At 45.4% G+C, this 17,017-nt stretch carries 17 protein-coding genes and 1 pseudogene; 2 read left to right on the top strand and 16 right to left on the bottom strand.

What is annotated here, in order from left to right; translation table 11 throughout:
• Positions 1 to 99: 99 nt before the first annotated feature.
• The gene (locus tag ICV38_RS02795) at positions 100 to 927 is read left to right on the top strand and encodes a pyruvate, water dikinase regulatory protein (protein ID WP_215382233.1); all 828 of its coding nucleotides are present in this window, start codon (positions 100 to 102) and stop codon (positions 925 to 927) included.
• Positions 928 to 940: 13 nt separating this feature from the next.
• Here the strand turns inward: ICV38_RS02795 and ICV38_RS02790 are convergent, their stop codons facing one another.
• The 16 genes from ICV38_RS02790 to rpsB all read right to left on the bottom strand — a co-directional run bounded on the left by ICV38_RS02790 (position 941) and on the right by rpsB (position 15,912).
• Positions 941 to 1,765 carry an RNA methyltransferase gene (locus ICV38_RS02790; protein ID WP_215382232.1) on the bottom strand — a complete coding sequence of 275 codons (825 nt, stop codon included), beginning with the start codon at positions 1,763 to 1,765 and terminating at the stop codon, positions 941 to 943.
• A gap of 6 nt (positions 1,766 to 1,771) precedes the next feature.
• Entirely contained in the window at positions 1,772 to 2,365 is a 594-nt protein-coding gene (rnhB, locus tag ICV38_RS02785) for a ribonuclease HII (RefSeq protein ID WP_215382231.1), read from the bottom strand.
• Positions 2,362 to 3,567: a lipid-A-disaccharide synthase gene (gene lpxB / locus ICV38_RS02780; protein ID WP_215382229.1), complete on the bottom strand. Its 1,206-nt coding sequence runs from the start codon at positions 3,565 to 3,567 to the stop codon at positions 2,362 to 2,364. The genes rnhB and lpxB overlap by 4 nt, the downstream gene beginning before the upstream one ends.
• Before the next feature lie 14 nt (positions 3,568 to 3,581).
• Positions 3,582 to 4,379 carry an acyl-ACP--UDP-N-acetylglucosamine O-acyltransferase gene (lpxA, locus tag ICV38_RS02775; protein WP_215382228.1) on the bottom strand — a complete coding sequence of 266 codons (798 nt, stop codon included), beginning with the start codon at positions 4,377 to 4,379 and terminating at the stop codon, positions 3,582 to 3,584.
• Positions 4,379 to 4,828: a 3-hydroxyacyl-ACP dehydratase FabZ gene (gene fabZ / locus ICV38_RS02770; RefSeq protein ID WP_215382226.1), complete on the bottom strand. Its 450-nt coding sequence runs from the start codon at positions 4,826 to 4,828 to the stop codon at positions 4,379 to 4,381. The genes lpxA and fabZ overlap by 1 nt, the downstream gene beginning before the upstream one ends.
• A 44-nt stretch (positions 4,829 to 4,872) precedes the next feature.
• The gene (lpxD, locus tag ICV38_RS02765; protein ID WP_215382224.1) at positions 4,873 to 5,940 is read right to left on the bottom strand and encodes a UDP-3-O-(3-hydroxymyristoyl)glucosamine N-acyltransferase; all 1,068 of its coding nucleotides are present in this window, start codon (positions 5,938 to 5,940) and stop codon (positions 4,873 to 4,875) included.
• Between the two features lie 5 nt (positions 5,941 to 5,945).
• Positions 5,946 to 6,470, bottom strand: a complete 525-nt coding sequence (locus tag ICV38_RS02760) for an OmpH family outer membrane protein (protein WP_215382223.1) — start codon at positions 6,468 to 6,470, stop codon at positions 5,946 to 5,948.
• An 18-nt stretch (positions 6,471 to 6,488) separates the two neighbouring features.
• Positions 6,489 to 8,807: an outer membrane protein assembly factor BamA gene (bamA, locus tag ICV38_RS02755; RefSeq protein WP_371819247.1), complete on the bottom strand. Its 2,319-nt coding sequence runs from the start codon at positions 8,805 to 8,807 to the stop codon at positions 6,489 to 6,491.
• A 26-nt stretch (positions 8,808 to 8,833) separates the two neighbouring features.
• On the bottom strand, positions 8,834 to 9,961 hold the full coding sequence (locus ICV38_RS02750; protein WP_215382220.1) for an RIP metalloprotease: 1,128 nt from the start codon (positions 9,959 to 9,961) through the stop codon (positions 8,834 to 8,836).
• 25 nt (positions 9,962 to 9,986) lie between these two features.
• Complete coding sequence (ispC, locus tag ICV38_RS02745; RefSeq protein ID WP_215382219.1) at positions 9,987 to 11,168, bottom strand: 1-deoxy-D-xylulose-5-phosphate reductoisomerase; 1,182 nt, start codon at positions 11,166 to 11,168, stop codon at positions 9,987 to 9,989.
• Positions 11,168 to 11,995: a phosphatidate cytidylyltransferase gene (locus tag ICV38_RS02740; RefSeq protein WP_215382217.1), complete on the bottom strand. Its 828-nt coding sequence runs from the start codon at positions 11,993 to 11,995 to the stop codon at positions 11,168 to 11,170. Before ICV38_RS02740 ends, ispC begins: the two co-directional genes overlap by 1 nt.
• Positions 11,996 to 12,013: 18 nt before the next feature.
• On the bottom strand, positions 12,014 to 12,787 hold the full coding sequence (uppS, locus tag ICV38_RS02735) for a polyprenyl diphosphate synthase (protein ID WP_215382216.1): 774 nt from the start codon (positions 12,785 to 12,787) through the stop codon (positions 12,014 to 12,016).
• Between the two features lie 24 nt (positions 12,788 to 12,811).
• Positions 12,812 to 13,372: a ribosome recycling factor gene (gene frr, locus ICV38_RS02730; protein ID WP_215382215.1), complete on the bottom strand. Its 561-nt coding sequence runs from the start codon at positions 13,370 to 13,372 to the stop codon at positions 12,812 to 12,814.
• Between the two features lie 11 nt (positions 13,373 to 13,383).
• Positions 13,384 to 14,094 carry a UMP kinase gene (pyrH, locus tag ICV38_RS02725; RefSeq protein ID WP_215382214.1) on the bottom strand — a complete coding sequence of 237 codons (711 nt, stop codon included), beginning with the start codon at positions 14,092 to 14,094 and terminating at the stop codon, positions 13,384 to 13,386.
• A gap of 184 nt (positions 14,095 to 14,278) precedes the next feature.
• Positions 14,279 to 15,163, bottom strand: a complete 885-nt coding sequence (tsf, locus tag ICV38_RS02720) for a translation elongation factor Ts (protein ID WP_215382213.1) — start codon at positions 15,161 to 15,163, stop codon at positions 14,279 to 14,281.
• A complete protein-coding gene (gene rpsB, locus ICV38_RS02715) occupies positions 15,163 to 15,912 on the bottom strand; it encodes a 30S ribosomal protein S2 (RefSeq protein ID WP_071467757.1) in 750 nt (249 codons plus the stop codon). The genes tsf and rpsB overlap by 1 nt, the downstream gene beginning before the upstream one ends.
• Before the next feature lie 207 nt (positions 15,913 to 16,119).
• Here rpsB and map point away from each other — a divergent pair.
• Positions 16,120 to 17,016 (top strand): annotated as a pseudogene (map, locus tag ICV38_RS02710) (type I methionyl aminopeptidase); the annotation flags it as partial.
• Position 17,017: the final 1 nt, after the last annotated feature.

The following is a 17,017-nucleotide window of genomic DNA, read 5'->3' as shown; positions in this document are numbered from 1 at the left end:
TCTCTAAAGATAAGGAAACTGGTCTAGCTGTCGCCTAAAATGCGACTTACTTTAATATGATTCTATTGTAGTGCTGACCCCCACGTTTAGGCCAAATTGATGTCTACAGAAACCCGCATTGTTTTTATCGTCTCAGACGGCACTGGTATTACCGCCGAGAACTTTAGCCAGTCGATTTTGGCCCAATTTGAAGCCTCCTTTAAGCACATTCGCGTCCCCTTTGTGGATAGCGTAGATAAAGCCCATGAAGCCGTCAGCAGCATCAACCAAGCGGCAAGTAAATACGGGGTTCAGCCCATTGTCTTCACCACTTTGGTGAATTCCGAACTGAACTCTATCGTCGCCAAGGCCAATGGTCTGATTCTGGACATGTTCCAAACCTTCGTTGCTCCTCTAGAAGCTGCGCTGGGAATGAAATCTACCCATGCCATGAATCGCCTCCATCACAATGCTGATACTGAGGCCTACAAGAATCGAATTGAGGCGATCAACTACTCGCTAGCCCATGATGATGGGCAATCTAACCAGAACTTAGCCGAGGCAGATGTCATCTTGGTAGGTATTTCCAGGGTTGGTAAGACCCCTACCAGCCTTTACCTTGCTATGCAATACGGCTTAAAGGCAGCTAACTACCCTTTAATACCCGAAGACTTCGAACGTGGACAACTCCCTAAAGATTTGGTGCCTCACCGTCAAAAGATTTTTGGCCTGATGATCGATGCCGAGCGTTTATCTGAGATCAGAAATGAACGTCGACCTGGCAGCAACTATGCCAAACTGGAGAATTGTCGCTATGAAATTAATGAAGCAACCGCAATGATGAAAAAGCAATCGATCCCTTGGGTATTAACCACCAGCAAGTCTATTGAAGAAATTGCGACAACCGTTTTACAGGCTATTAAGTCGGATAAAACGATCTTAGGTTAGCCATTAGATTGATCTAACTACGTCTTACGCGCACCGTCTCAAATAGACAAATTGCTGCAGCCGTAGAGACGTTAAGCGATTCCACTCTAGAATCAATTGGAATCGATACACTCTTCGCTTGGGCCAAGATCTCCTCCGAAACGCCTTGACCTTCACTGCCCATCACCCAGGCTACCGGATGCAATAAGTCGTTTTTTAATTGATAGAGGTCACATTCAGCATCTGCTGTAGTGGCCAACATTGGCGCCGTTACCGCACTCAAAACTTGCTGGGTCGACCATCCCTCATAAAGATCCAATAGACGATGTGCGCCCATACCGGCACGCAAGACCTTGCTAGACCATAAATGGGCGCATCCCGATAAAGCCAGCACTTTCGTAAAACCCGCTGCCGCAGCGCTACGCAAGATAGAGCCCACATTGCCCGCATCTTGCACGCGATCCAAAATAATGACATCGCCCTCAAGCGTTGCTATCGACTGTGGTGAAACAAGGCAGGATTTAGGCAGGTCCAATAACCCTCCAATATGGGGCGCATTAACCAAATCACTCAGCAAACTCCATAAGACACCATCCAATTGATACACCTTGGTATCAGGGCAGATCTCAATATGCGCATAAACCGCTTCAGCAATTTCAGCATTCTTGAGCCCCAGATCTGAGGTCAATATTGTCTTAAGAGCAGGATCACCTACCCAAGTTTGTATGAGATGGATGCCTTCGAGCAAAGCATGTCCGCCTGCTAATCTCGCCTTTTGACCCTTTGCACCTGCAGCTTGTAAGAGTCGAATTTCTTTGAATAATGGATTCTCTTTTGAGGTGATAAGTTCAAAGTTCATATCAAATTACCCAGCAATTGCTTCCAGGACTTTACGAACAGGCGCAAAACTTTTGCGATGTTCAGAGCAAGCACCGAATTTCTGAAGGGCGGCAAAATGCGCCTGAGTCGGGTATCCCATATGCTGAGCAAAACCATATTCTGGATGACGCTCATGCAGAAGTTGCATTTGACGATCGCGCGTTACTTTGGCCAAGATAGAAGCCGCTGAAATTGCCGGCTCTTTCGCATCGCCTTTGATAATCGCTTCGGCAGAAATTGGTAACTCTGGACAACGGTTGCCATCGATCAAAGCCTTATTTGGCCAGCATCCTAATCGAGTCGTTAAATCCTCAATAGCACGTCGCATCGCTAACATGGTTGCTTGTAATATATTGATCTGATCAATCTCGACAGGACTAGCTTCGCCCACACCCCACGCTTTTGCTTTTTCCATGATTTGTTCATACAAGAACTCACGCTTTGCTGGCGTCAACTTTTTGGAGTCTTTTAAACCCTCAATAGGATTATGCGGATCGAGTACTACCGCACCAGCAACGACTGAACCAACTAGGGGACCACGACCTGCTTCATCTACTCCACAGATCCAAACCAAACTCATGATCCTGCTCGCTGTTTTTGGGTATGTTTAATCGTTTGTGCAACTGCTTGAGCTACCAATAAACCTGTAGGGCGCCGCAAAGTTTCATGCATTTGCACAAAACGCTCTTTCAGCTTTGCTACTTTGATTGGATTATCCAGCCAATCTTGCAAGGCATTTAATAACTTTTCTGCAGTAGCATCATCTTGCAAGAGCTCCGGAACTACAAACTCGCCACAGAGGATATTTGGTAAACCTACGTAAGGCAAATACCCTTGACGCTTCATAATCTGCGCCGTCAACCAAGGTACTTTATACGAAATAACCATAGGCTTTTTCCATAAAGCTGCTTGCAATGTTGCTGTCCCACTAGCTATCAGAACCACATCCGCTGCCTCAAGCACTTCATCTGCCATACCATCTAGTAAATGTATCTGAATATCGGGATGATTATTTTTTGTTTGAAGTAGCAACTGTTCAAGTGGCTCTCGTAATTTTGGTGTTGCTACCGGAATCAAGAAATTAAGCTTCTGCCCCTTTAACCTACTGGCAAGCAACTGCATTGTTTCAAAAAAGACGGGGGCAATCAACTCAATCTCAGAGCCTCGGCTACCAGGCAATACAGCAATCACAAGACTATCAAATACATTGGTCGAAAGATGTAATGTGTTAGCAATCTTTTCACGGGCTTGCTTTGGATTTGGCTCAAGCGGAATCTCGCTAGCAAGAGGATGGCCAACGTAAGTAGAAGGTACGCCCGCACGATCATAAATTTCTGTTTCAAAAGGAAAGATGCAGAGCATACGATCCACTGCTTGCGCGATCTTTTTAATCCGCCCCGCTCTCCAAGCCCAAATGGATGGGGATACAAAATGCAGAGTAGGAATACCAGCCTTACGTAATTGAATCTCAACCCCTAGATTAAAGTCCGGAGCATCGATTCCCAAAAAAACATCTGGGCGACCATCGCCCAAGAGGTGAGCAATCAACTCTTTACGCATTTTCAGAATGGCAGGAAGCTGTTTAATTGCCTCAACATAACCGCGAACACTCAATGTATCCATCGGCCAGTTAGAGCTTAAGCCTTCCGCCTGCATGCGAGGGCCACCAATGCCATAGACCTGAAGGCCAGCCATATCTGGAATTTGATTTAATGCGCTAAGGACTGGTGCCGCGAGTAAGTCACCAGAGGGTTCGCCAGCTACACAAGCTAACTTTGGCAAAGTATTCCCGTTAATTAACGAATGATGCCGCGAGTAGATGCGGCAATAAAGTCATGGAACTGGGCCAGTTTTTCAGCAGTCGCTTGGTCGGCAGTATTTGCCACAACCATCTTCTGAATCTCGACTTTAGCTTCTTCAAAACTTAAACCATCCTTATAGAGGACTTTGTAAGCCTGACGCAAAGCCGAGATGGTTTCACTTGAAAAACCACGACGCTTTAATCCCTCTACGTTAATACCGTGAGGCGAGGCTTTATCACCAGCCGCAATCACAAATGGTGGAATATCTTGTACCAAAGCTGACGCACCGCCAAGCATGGCATGCTGACCAATGCGTACAAATTGATGCACGCCAGACATACCACCCATAATCGCCCAATCATCTACCTGTACATGACCTGCAATTTGTGCATTACTTGAGAAAATTGTGTGATTTCCAACTTGGCAATCGTGTGCAATATGGACGTAGGCCATGATCCAATTGTCATTACCAATACGAGTGATACCTTCATCTTGAGAGGTACCCGTATGAATCGTTGTGAATTCACGAATAGTATTGCGGTCACCAATAATAAGTTGCGTTGGCTCACCACGGTATTTCATATCCTGCGGGGGTCCGCCAATTGCAGCAAAGTGAGCAAAGTTATTCCCTACACCAATGGTGGTGTAACCCTCGATTACAGTATGTGAACCTACTTTAGTCCCTGAACCAATTTTGACATTGGGTCCAATTACTGAATATGGGCCAACCTCAACATCGCTAGCGAGCTCAGCTTTGCTATCTACTACAGCAGATGCATGAATCTGAGTCATTACACGCCTTTCGTACGAACCGCACAAGTAATATTTGCCTCGGCAGCGATTTCACCATCGACCGTTGCTTGTACGGCAAACTTATAGATGCCAGCGCGCCCACGCTCTAACTTTGCAGTCATGATCAACTGATCACCAGGCAGAACTGGCTTTTTAAAGCGTGCGCCATCAATACCTGCAAAGTAGTAAATAGCATCTTCAGCTCGCTCCTCAGAAAAAGTGAGTAACGCGGCTGTTTGCGCCAAAGCTTCAATAATCAATACACCTGGCATTACCGGAAAATCAGGAAAGTGCCCCTGAAAGAAAGGCTCATTCATAGTCACGTTTTTAAGCGCAGTAATGGTTTCGCGTGGAGTAATTTCCAATACGCGATCAACCAATAAAAAAGGATAGCGATGTGGCAGCAACTGGAGAATCTTATTGATATCGATCGCAATTGGAGTGCTCATAATGACCTACTTAAAAGTGAATATAAATGAATGATGAAATGCTTTTAAGACTCAGAATTCTTATTGTTATCTAATAAACGTAAACGTTGACGTATTTTATCTAGGCCACGCAAAATCGCTGCATTTTTCTCCCAAGCACTATGGGGCATGGAGGGATAAACCCCTGTGAAATGCTGTCCTGGCTCGGTAATAGAACGAATAATGGAAGTATTGCCTGAAACTGTTGTTCGATCAGCAATGGTCAGATGGCCGGCAAAGTTCGCCGCCCCGCCAATAATGCAGAAGTTACCGATTTTTGTGCTGCCAGAGATTGCAGCGCAGCCCGCAATAACGCAGCAAGCACCAACAACTACATTGTGAGCAATCTGAACCTGATTATCAATTTTGGTTCCAGAGCCAATCACGGTATCACTCATTGCGCCTCGATCGATCGTAGTTGATGCGCCAATTTCAACGTCATTACCAATGACAACATTACCTGTTTGTGGGATTTTGACCCACTCTTCGCCTTTAGATGAAAAATCAGGGGCAAATCCAAAGCCATCAGCACCAATGACGGCGCCGCTATGAATAATGCATCGCTCACCAATTTGAGTGCCTTGATAAATCGATACAGATGGATAAATTAGAGTATCACTAGCAATTACGCTATTTCTAGCAATGCTTGTATTACCTAGAATAGAAACTCGCTCACCAAGCCTTACGCCCGCCTCAATCTGCACAAACGGTCCAATATGACACGAATCCGGGATGACCGCCGAAGGATCTATCGCAGCACTAGGATGAATTCCAGCGGCATATGCTGGCGCACTTTGCTTTGCAAAATATTGCGCCATTCTTGCAAACGTTGCATAAGGATTTTTGGATACGAAATAAACGCGCTTACTCGGAGTAGGTCCTTTGATTTCTTGCAAGAAATCAAAGTCTGCTTTGCTGACAATTAAGGCCCCCGCATGACTCTCAGAAGCCTGCTGACGATATAAAGGATTTGACAGGAAAGAGATTTGATCCTGTCGTGCAGATTCAAGTGGGGCTAACCCAATAAAGGCACTAGAGGCCTCCCCCATCAAGCTTGCTTGAAACTGTTCGGCCAGCTCAATGGCGGTAGGCATAAAGCTTATTTTTGGCTATTTAAAGCCTTGATGACATCATCGGTGATGTCAGACTTTGGATTAACAAAAGCCGCTTCTTGAACAATGATGTCTAATTTTCTTTGCTCAGCAATTTGGCGCAAAACCAAGTTTGCTTTTTCAGCGATCTTTGCACGCTCTTCAAATGTACGTTGATTTAGATCTTCAGTAAATTCACGTTGCTTGCGTTGCAACTCACGGTCCTGATCAGCCAAATCGCGTTGACGACGTACACGCTCCGCTTCATTCATAATCGCACCATCTTTATCAAGCTTTTCAGCAGCCGCCTGAATTTTTTGGGCATTATCACGCAATTCATTTTGGCGTTTAGTGAATTCGGTTTGTAAGCGAGTTTGCATCGCCTTAGCTAAATTTGACTCATTAAACACTTTTTCGGAGTTAACCACTGCTACGCGAGTACCCGCATCTTGCGCAAACGCTTGCGCGGGAAGAGTAAAAAATGTAGCGGCAATTAAGCCGACTTGAATCCATTTTAAAAATTGAGACTTCATAAAACCATCCTTAAGCAATTAAAACGCCGTACCCACTTGGAACTGCAAACGTTGGATATTATCCGTTGGCTGAGACTTAATCGGGATACCATAACTAAATTTTAATGGTCCAAGCGGTGATATCCATGATAAACCCAAACCATATGAGTATCTCAGGACTAGATTGATATTTTCACCAAAGGCATTACCGCCATCAACGAAGGTAAATACTCGCAGAGTTTTATCAACGCCAGACCCAGGCACCGGAACTGTATATTCGACGTTACTCACAATCTTGGACTGACCACCAGTTGGCTGATAAATGCCGTATACAGTGTTGTAGTACTGAGGGCCTAATGAGCCCGGGGCATAACCCCGAACAGAACCAATACCACCCACATAGTAGTTTTTAGTAATTGGGAAAGGGTTGCTACCATAAGCCTCGCCGTAACCAACCTCACCATTAAATGACAAGATATTGCCCTTAGAGAACGAGTGGTATTTTTGATACTGGCCATACAGGCGATAGAAAGTCATATTCCCTACAGGCGTTCCAACCTCGGCAGAAAATTGCTGCAAAGAGCCATCAGAGGGAATTAGCGCACTATCACGCCCATCACGCGCCCAACCTACCGTTAAAGGTACGTTATAGGTGGTTAAGGTTCCTGGATAGCCTGGTGCCGCAATTCCATATTTTTGGGCATAGTTCAAATAAGGCACGGGAGTGTTAACTGTAGTTTGGATCTGGAAGGCCTCGACACCAGACCCAAAGAACACTCTATCCACCTCGGTGTAAGGCACTCCAAACTTTAAATTAGTACCTACAGACTTAATTTGATAATCAGGGTCGCCAACATAGTAGAGGGGCTTGGATGATCGATAGTAAAGATCGGTATATCGACTGATTCCGTCTTCTGTGAAGTAGGGATCGTAATTTGAAAGGGTTAAGTTTTGATTGATCTTACCCACCGAAGCATTTAAGCCAACGGATGTACCCGTACCAAAAGCATTGTCTTGATTAATGCCTGCGGATAGGATCAGTTTTTCGGTAGAGGAAAAGCCGGCGCCAATCGTAACGGCACCTGTCGGCTTTTCGGTAACCTTCACATTTACATCCACCTGGTCTGGAGATCCAGGCACATCCTCGGTAGTGATATCTGTTTCGGTGAAATAACCCAACCTACCCAAACGCTTTTTAGATAAATCGATCTTGTCACTATCAAACCAAGAGCTCTCAAATTGCCGTATCTCACGACGAACCACCATGTCACGAGTTTTAGCGTTTCCAGAGATCTCTACTTTGCGAACGTAAATCCTACGGCCTGGGTCAATCACCAATGTGAGATCAACTTCCGACAACTCTCTACGTATGTCCGGTTGAGGATTAATGATTGCAAAGGCATACCCATAAGAACCCAATACTTCAGCAATTGCTTTTGTACTCTCCGTCAAGCGAGCGGATGAGAAGGTGTCGCCTGGTTTCAGAACGATTAACTGCTTAAGTTCAGCCTCTTTTCCCAATAATTCTCCAGCCAACCGGACATCTTTAACCGTAAATTTCTTACCCTCGCGAATACTGATTGTTAAATAGATGCCTTTCTTGTCAGGCGTAATAGATACCTGAGTAGATTCAATCACAAACTCGAGATAGCCACGATTTAAATAATATGAACGGATCGTTTCTAAGTCGGCAGTGAGTTTTTGCTTAGAGTAAAGATTATCTTTGCTGTACCAAGAAAGCCAGCCACCGGTTTTAAGCTGCATCTCGCCCCTGAGAGTACCCTCGCTAAATGCTTCATTACCAATGAAATTAATTTCCTGAATTTTGGCGACAGGGCCTTCATCAATATTGAAATAGATAGCAACCTGATTGCGCTCTACAGGAGTCACTGTGGCAACAACTTCTGCTGCAAACATGCCCTTACCTACATACTGGCGCTTTAACTCTTGCTCAGCCTTATCAATTAGCGCTTTGTCATAAAAGCGAGCCTCTGCTACACCAACACTCTTTAAGGATTTTCGAACGATTTCGTTATCAAACTCTTTCATTCCAGTAAATTCAATACGGGAAATTGTTGGGCGCTCCTCAACGATGACAATTAGAACATCGCCCTGAGCCTGAATTTGCACATCCCTAAAAAATCCAGTGCTATACAAAGCCTTGATTGCTTCGGCACCTTTTTCCTCGGTGAATTTGTCTCCGACTTGAACGGATAGGTAGCTAAATACCGTGCCTGGTTCTACACGCTGCAATCCTTCGACGCGAATATCTTTTACAACGAATGCATCCGCAGCATAAATATTCAAACTCAATCCAACGGCTATAAGCACAAGCAATTTGGATGTAAATCTTGCAATCAAGGAAGGGTAGGAAGTCAGAAAGTTCAAGGCGAAAAATAGCGTTGTAAATCGTTAAACAAGGCCAGTAGCGATAGTGATATCAACAATAAAAAGCCCACTTTTTGGAACTGTTCTTGCATTGAAATCGAAATCCGCTTTCCAGCAACCAACTCCCATGCATCATACAGGAGCTGACCCCCATCAAGCATGGGGAATGGCAGTAAATTTAGCAACCCAATACTGATACTGATTAATGCCAAAAATGCCAAAAAAGGTTGCCACCCAACCTGAGCAGACCTGCCCGCCATATCGGCAATACTTAAGGGGCCCCCAAGCTGTTTTATGGATGTTTTTCCGGTGAACATCCCCACCATCAGCCTCAGAGACACCTTGGTGATTAACCAAACCCTGTGGGATGCATAGCCCCACGCCCGAGTAGGGCCAAACTTCAGCTCATTCCACTCGCTTAGAGGCGTTTTTCGGGGTAAAAGACCCAAATCACTCATCGCGTCAGCTTCTGGGTGAATTTTGGGTAAATCCTGAGTCTTGAAGGTCTTAACAGTCTTACTACCATCCGAGGCTTTTAGCTCCAAAGCAAAACCATACTCCCCAGTCAAAGCATCCATCAAAGTCCACCGCAAGGCATTCCAACTGGGAACCGGCTCAAATTCACCAGAAATAGGCACAGATTCCTGCCCTAGGGTTTGCCATCCAATAACCTTATCCCCCTCGGTAACGCCCAATTTTGCTGCCACAGAATTTTCTGGTGGGCTTTGTAGGACAGCTGGTAGTTGCGGTACTCCAGATATATAAATCAAAGCGAACAGCGTAATGGCTAAGAAAAAATTAGCAAATGGTCCTGCCGCCACAATTAAAGAGCGCTGCCAAAGAGGCTTTTGATCGAATGAGTTAGACAGATCCTCTACAGCAATTTTCTGAGAGCGATCTCGACCATCTAATAATTTAACGTAACCGCCCAGAGGAATCGCAGATAACATCCATTCCGTTTTATTTTTTGCGCGATAAGTAAAAAGTGGCTTGCCGAAACCAATAGAGAATCGAAGCACCTTTACCCCACACAAGCGAGCGGCTAAGAAGTGACCAAACTCATGGAAGCTTACCAACACACCAAGAGTTAATAAAAAAGCGCCAAGAGAAGTTATTGCTTGCAAATAAAGCCTCTATTCATCAGTCTTTTTAGGGAGAGCAAATAAACTCATGCGCTATTTTTCTTGCACGAGTATCGGCATTTAAAACCGTCTCTAAGGAATCTGCATTAACAGGTGAAACGGCATTCAAGGTTTTCTCAACAACCAGGGGAATCTGCAAGTATGGAAGGCCATCATCTAAAAATGCTGCCACTGCCACTTCATTGGCGGCATTTAATACTGCAGGAGCTGTGCCGCCTGCTTTTGCGGCCGCAAAAGCCAAGGCAAGACATGGAAAACGAGCTAAGTCAGGTTCAGAAAAATTCAGATCAGCCAATTGGGTCAAATTCAAAGGCACTACCCCCGCATCAATTCGTTCTGGCCATGCCAATCCATAGGCAATCGGAGTTCGCATATCAGGTTGACCCAATTGCGCCAGTACGGAACCGTCACGATAGCGCACCATTGAATGCACTACGCTTTGCGGATGAATTAATACTTTAATTTTTTCAAGTGGCAAACCGAACAACCAAAAGGCTTCAATCACTTCAAGCCCCTTGTTCATCATCGTCGCCGAATCCACTGAAATTTTTCTACCCATCACCCAGTTCGGATGAGCGCATGCTTGTTCGGGAGTAATGTTGGTTAATTGCTGGAGAGGTGTATTTCTAAATGGTCCGCCAGAGGCAGTCAACCATAACTCCTCAACACCAAGACTTACATGGGGTGACTTAGCAAACTCATTTGGCAGGCACTGGAAAATAGCATTGTGCTCACTATCAATTGGTAGCAACTCACCACCACCATTTTTCATAGCCTGCATAAATAAATTACCGGACATCACTAGGGCCTCTTTATTGGCTAGCAATACCCTTTTCCCAGCACTTGCAGCGGCTAAGGCAGGCACCAAACCAGCAGCACCGACAATAGCAGCCATGACCGTATCGCATCCCGATTCTATGACGGCGGTTACTAGAGCTTGCGCGCCATACAACACTTGAGTTTTGATATTCTTTTCGAGCAATAGTTTTTGCAGGTGTGCTGCATCACTCGACTCAGAGACAACCGCAATCGCAGGCTTAAACTCAATACACTGATCAGCCAGTCTCTCTATTTGTCTACCCGCAGTCAGAGCCACGACCTGAAAGCGATCAGCATTCGACCGAATGACATCTAACGTATTAACACCAATTGAGCCCGTTGAGCCCAGGATCGCAACATGCCGTACCACTAGACCAATCCTGCAAGCAAAGCTGCAATGGGCATCGTCGGAATTAGCGCATCTACGCGATCTAACACACCACCATGCCCTGGCAACAAATGACTACTATCTTTGACGCCAGCTAAGCGTTTTAACTGGGACTCAAAAAGATCCCCAAAAATACTGAAGACTGTTAAGACCGTCACCATCAAAAACATGGGAATCCAACCAAAACGAATCGCCCAAGCACCAAACAGGGTAGATTCGAACGGCAAGAAAAAGACGCATGCTAAAGCGTACACATAACAAAGTACAAAGCCGCCTACTGCACCCTCAACCGATTTGCCTGGACTAATTTGTACGGCGAGCTTACGCTTACCAAATGCTTTGCCGACAAAATAAGCGCCAATATCTGCTACCCAGACTAAAGCCATAGAGCTTAATAAGAACACCAACCCTAACTCGCGCAAGAAAACCAGTGCAAACCAGGTTGCAGGCAACAGGATGAATCCGAGTAAAACATAAAAGGGGCGCAATTTTTGCAAAGATAGATTCATGCCTTTAGCCAGAATAAATGGGGCAATAAAAAACCAAAAAAACACTGCCATTAGCAATAAAGAAAATTGCCAGCTAACGTTTTGCATACCCAGCAAAAATAAAATGATCGCCAAACTAAAGAGTGCATAAAGGTATGCAGACCGCTTTGCATCAGGAGCCAAAAGTCGACTCCACTCCCAAGCACCAGCTAGCAAAGCAACCAAAAAGAATATGCCGATATATATTGCCGGCAACAAAAATAAGATCGGCAAGAGCACTGCCAACAAAACAAGGGCAGTAATGACTCGGGTTTTTAACATGTGGATTGGTTCAGAAAATTAAACTGCATCACTTATCACTTGCGATGCAAGCTGAGCACTGGTGCGCCCAAAGCGCCGCTCGCGCTGACTAAACCAATCAAAGGCTTTGTGCAACTCAACCTCATCAAAGTCTGGCCACAAGACATCCGTAAAGTACAACTCTGTATAGGCTAATTGCCATAGCAAGAAGTTACTAATTCTTTGCTCGCCACCAGTTCGGATAAATAGATCCGGCTCTGGGGCATAAGCCATTGAAAGATGTGGCTGCAATAAGTCTTCGCTTATATCTGCAGGTTTTAAATTTGGATTAGCAACTAAGCAACGTTGCATAGCCTGCAGAATATCCCAGCGACCACCGTAGTTTGCGGCAATCGTAAAAGTCAAAGCCTTACAGCTAGCAGTCTTTTCTTCTGAAAACTGGACCATTTCCTGTATAGCATTATCAAAACGACTCAAATCACCGATCAAACGCAAACAAATATCATTTTCAGCAAGGCGCGATACTTCACCCTTGAGAGATTTGAGAAACAGCTTCATGAGGAAGCCAACCTCTTCAGGCGGGCGACGCCAGTTTTCAGAGCTAAAAGCAAACACCGTCAGGTATTCAACGCCAATGCGGCGGCACTCTTGCACGATCTTGCGGACTGCACCCAAGCCCTCAGAGTGACCAGCCACCCGAGGCATCATCCGCTTACTAGCCCAACGCCCGTTGCCATCCATGATGATCGCCACATGGCGAGGAATAGCACTTACCTCTGGAATTGTCTGTGTTGAACTAAGGTGTTGGGTCATAAAAGAAAGTGATGCAAACAGACCTTAAACGGTCATGATCTCTTTTTCTTTTTCGGAGATGATCTTGTCAATATCTACCACCGCTTTATCGGTCATCTTTTGAATCTCATCTGTAGCGCGACGCTCTTCATCCTCAGAAATTTCTTTGTCTTTAGTTAAACGTTTGAGATGTTCATTTGCATCACGACGCAGATTACGAACCGCAATCTTCGCATCTTCACCTTCACTCTTCACCACCTTGGTCAGCTCACGGCGACGCTCTTCCGTTAATGCAGGCATGGGTACGCGGATAACAGTCCCCTGTGAGGCAGGATTTAAACCTAAATCAGAATCGCGGATCGCCTTCTCAACTGCAGCAACCATTGTCTTTTCAAATGGCTGTACATTAATCGTACGCGCATCGGCTAAACCTAAGCTGGCTACTTGGCTCAGTGGTGTTGGGTTGCCGTAATACTCAACTTGGATATGCTCCAAAATTCCAGGATTTGCTCGACCAGATCGAATCTTTGCCAAATTCGATTTCAAAGACTCGAGAGACTTTTCCATCTTTTGATTGGTATTGGTTTTAATTTCTGCTGCAGACATCAGGCCTCCTATTAAACGTGTACCAAAGTACCCTCAGACTCACCTTGCACTACACGCATTAATGCGCCTGGCTTGAGAATCGAAAATACTTTGATTGGTAATTTGCGGTCACGACACAATGCAAATGCTGTGGCGTCCATGACTTGTAGGTTTTTGATGAGACACTCATCAAACGTAATGGTTTTATACAGAGTGGCGCCAGGATCTTTGACTGGATCCGCGCTGTAGATACCATCAACCTTAGTTGCCTTGAGCATTACTTCGACACCCATCTCAGCACCACGTAAGGCAGCAGCAGTATCGGTAGTAAAGAAGGGGTTACCGGTACCAGCAGCAAAAATCACGACCTTACCTTCACCCATTGCACGAATCGCACGCGGGCGAATGTAGGGCTCAACCACTTGATCCATTCTTAATGCGGATTGCACTCGAGCCTCAACCCCTTTTTGACGCAAAGCATCTTGTAGTGCGAGAGAATTCATCATCGTTGCCAACATACCCATATAGTCAGCTGTTGCTCGATCCATGCCTGCTGCACCACCAGCAACACCGCGGAAAATATTTCCGCCGCCAATAACGATAGCGAGTTCTACACCGCTATTTACCACTTGAGCAATTTCTGAAACCATGGAATCAATGGTGACCGGATTGATGCCAAAAGCATCATCCCCCATCAGGGCTTCACCAGATAATTTAAGGAGGACGCGTTTGTAGCCTGGCATGTTTTTATTTTCCGTAATTTGCCAAGTACTTTACATACTTAGCTTATTGATCTTTAAGCACTTTTTAATATCTCCGTCAAATTATAAAGGGCTTGGGACAGACCAAACAAAAGGGCACAGAAACTAAGGTTTCTATGCCCTTTTGGGTATTGCGGACTAGTCGGGGTAAGCCCCGAATAGCTAATTAAGCAGTAGCTTTAGAAGCAGCAGCTACCTGAGCGGCAACTTCAGCCGCAAAGTCGTCTTGACGCTTCTCGATACCCTCGCCTACAACAAACATTGTGAAGCCTTTAACGTTTGTATTGGCGGCCTTGAGCATTTGCTCAACAGTCTGCTTATCGTTTTTCACGAAAGTTTGGTTCAACAAAGAAACCTCTTTAAGGTACTTCTGAATAGAACCCTCGACCATCTTCTCAACGATTTCTGGTGGTTTGCCAGATTCAGCAGCCTTCTGAACAGCAACGCTACGCTCAATCGCAATCGATTCAGCAGGAACGTCAGCCATAGATAAGGCAACTGGCTTCATTGCAGCAACGTGCATTGCAACGTCTTTAGCAGCAACTTCATCACCATCAAACTCAACTACCACACCAATACGAGTGCCATGGAGATAGGAAACCAACTTGTTGCTGCCAGAAAAACGTTTGAAGCGACGCGGCATGATGTTCTCGCCGATCTTGCCGATCAATGCGCTACGAACTTCATCAACCGTTTGGCCGTTCAATGGCAATGCAAGCAATGCAGCAACATCAGCTGGGTTCTTTTCAGCAACCAACTTCACGCACTCGTTTACAAATGCCAAGAAATCATCATTCTTAGAAACGAAGTCAGTTTCGCAGTTCACTTCAAGCAATGCACCAGTTGTGCCATTGATTGCAGCAGCAACAATACCTTCAGCTGTAACACGGGAAGCAGCTTTACCAGCTTTGCTGCCAAGCTTTACACGCAGAATTTCTTCTGCACGAGCCATATCGCCATCAGCCTCAGTCAAAGCCTTTTTGCACTCCATCATCGGAGCGTCAGTTTTGGCGCGTAAATCGCCAACCATTGCAGCGGTAATAGCGGCCATTATTCAGCTTTCCCTTCTTCAACAAACTCTTCTTCACCTTCTTTAACTGCTGTCAAGATTTCTTGAACAGAGTTTGCTTTGCCTTCGAGGATTGCGTCAGCAATGCCACGTGCATAGAGGGTTACAGCTTTGCTAGAGTCATCGTTACCAGGAATAATGTAATCAACACCTTCTGGTGAGTGGTTGGTATCAACAACAGCAATCACTGGAATACCAAGCTTATTCGCCTCAGTAATCGCAATCTTGTGATAGCCAACGTCTACTACGAAAATCGCATCAGGAACACCGTTTAAATCTTTGATACCACCGAGTGCTTTTTGCAACTTGTCGAGATCACGATCATTTGTCAAAGCCTCTTTCTTGGATAGCTTTTCCCAGTCACCAGCTTCTTTGGCAACTTCCATATCTTTCAAGCGCTTCAAAGAACCTTTAACAGTTTTGAAGTTGGTGAGTGTTCCACCCAACCAACGGCTGTCGATATAAGGCATACCAGCACGAGCAGCTTCTTCAGCAATGATCTCGCGTGATTGACGCTTGGTACCAACAAACAAAATCGTGCCACGATTAGCAGCAACTTGTTTTGCGAATTTCAGGGCGTCCTGAAACATTGGCAATGTTTTTTCCAAGTTGATGATGTGGATCTTATTGCGATGACCGAAAATAAATGGGGCCATCTTTGGGGACCAGAAGCGCGTTTGGTGACCAAAATGGCAACCGGCTTCCAGCATTTGACGCATGGTAACTGACATAACTTCTCCTAAGGGTTGGTTCTAAAGTTGAGTCCTAGCTGCGCTAAAAAACGCCACCCTGGAAGGCTCAACTCGCGATTTCAAGTCCAAATAGACCTGATACTGAAATTATAGCTTAAATATCAAGGCTCTAGCTAAGTCAAGCCAGACTGGGAAAGACTGCTGGCCGACTTAAAGACGGTTTAGAGGTCCTGAAAATGGAAATTCTGCCTAAAATTTAAGCAATTAGAGCCTGCCAAATCTTCACAAGTCGTTGATAATCAAGGCATGAATAGTGTATTTACTGCAGAAAAAGACATCCTTGGGATGCGCGAGGCTGGCCGTTTGGCTAGCGAAGTTTTGGATCATGTTGCGCCCCATGTAAAAGCCGGGGTGACAACTGGTGAATTGGATCGTATTTGCCATGAATACATGCGCGACGTCCAAAAAACGATTCCAGCTCCACTGAACTACCAACCTCCCGGCTACCCTCCATTTCCAGCATCGATCTGCACTTCAGTTAATGACGTGATCTGCCACGGCATCCCCGGAGAAAAAGTTCTCAAAAGTGGTGACGTTGTCAATCTCGATATCACCGTTATCACTCCAGATGGTTACTACGGTGATACCAGTCGCATGTTTATGGTGGGCGAAGTTTCGGTGATGGCAAAGCGCCTTACCCAAATTACTTTTGAATGCATGTGGCTAGGAATTGCACAAGTTAAGCCTGGGGCATCGTTAGGAGATATCGGACACGTGATTCAAACGCATGCAGAAAAAGCAGGTTACTCCGTTGTTCGCGAATATTGCGGGCACGGCATTGGCAAAGTATTTCATCAAGATCCACAAATTCTTCACTACGGTCGCCCAGGCACTGGTGAAAAATTGGAAGCAGGCATGACATTCACGATTGAGCCGATGATCAATGCGGGCAAAAGAGATATTCGCACCATGCCCGATCAGTGGACTGTAAAAACAAAAGACCGAAGTCTTTCGGCACAGTGGGAACACACTCTTTTGGTTACCCAAACTGGTGTCGAAGTTCTCACATGGTCAGAGGGCAGCAACCCACCACCAGAGTGTGTCAAAGGCCTGAGCTTTAGACCCTCAACAGCTAACGCTTAAT

The organism is Polynucleobacter sp. MG-6-Vaara-E2 (assembly GCF_018687695.1).
Classification (GTDB): Bacteria; Pseudomonadota; Gammaproteobacteria; order Burkholderiales; family Burkholderiaceae; genus Polynucleobacter.
This window is presented reverse-complemented; position numbering and strand designations above follow the sequence as displayed.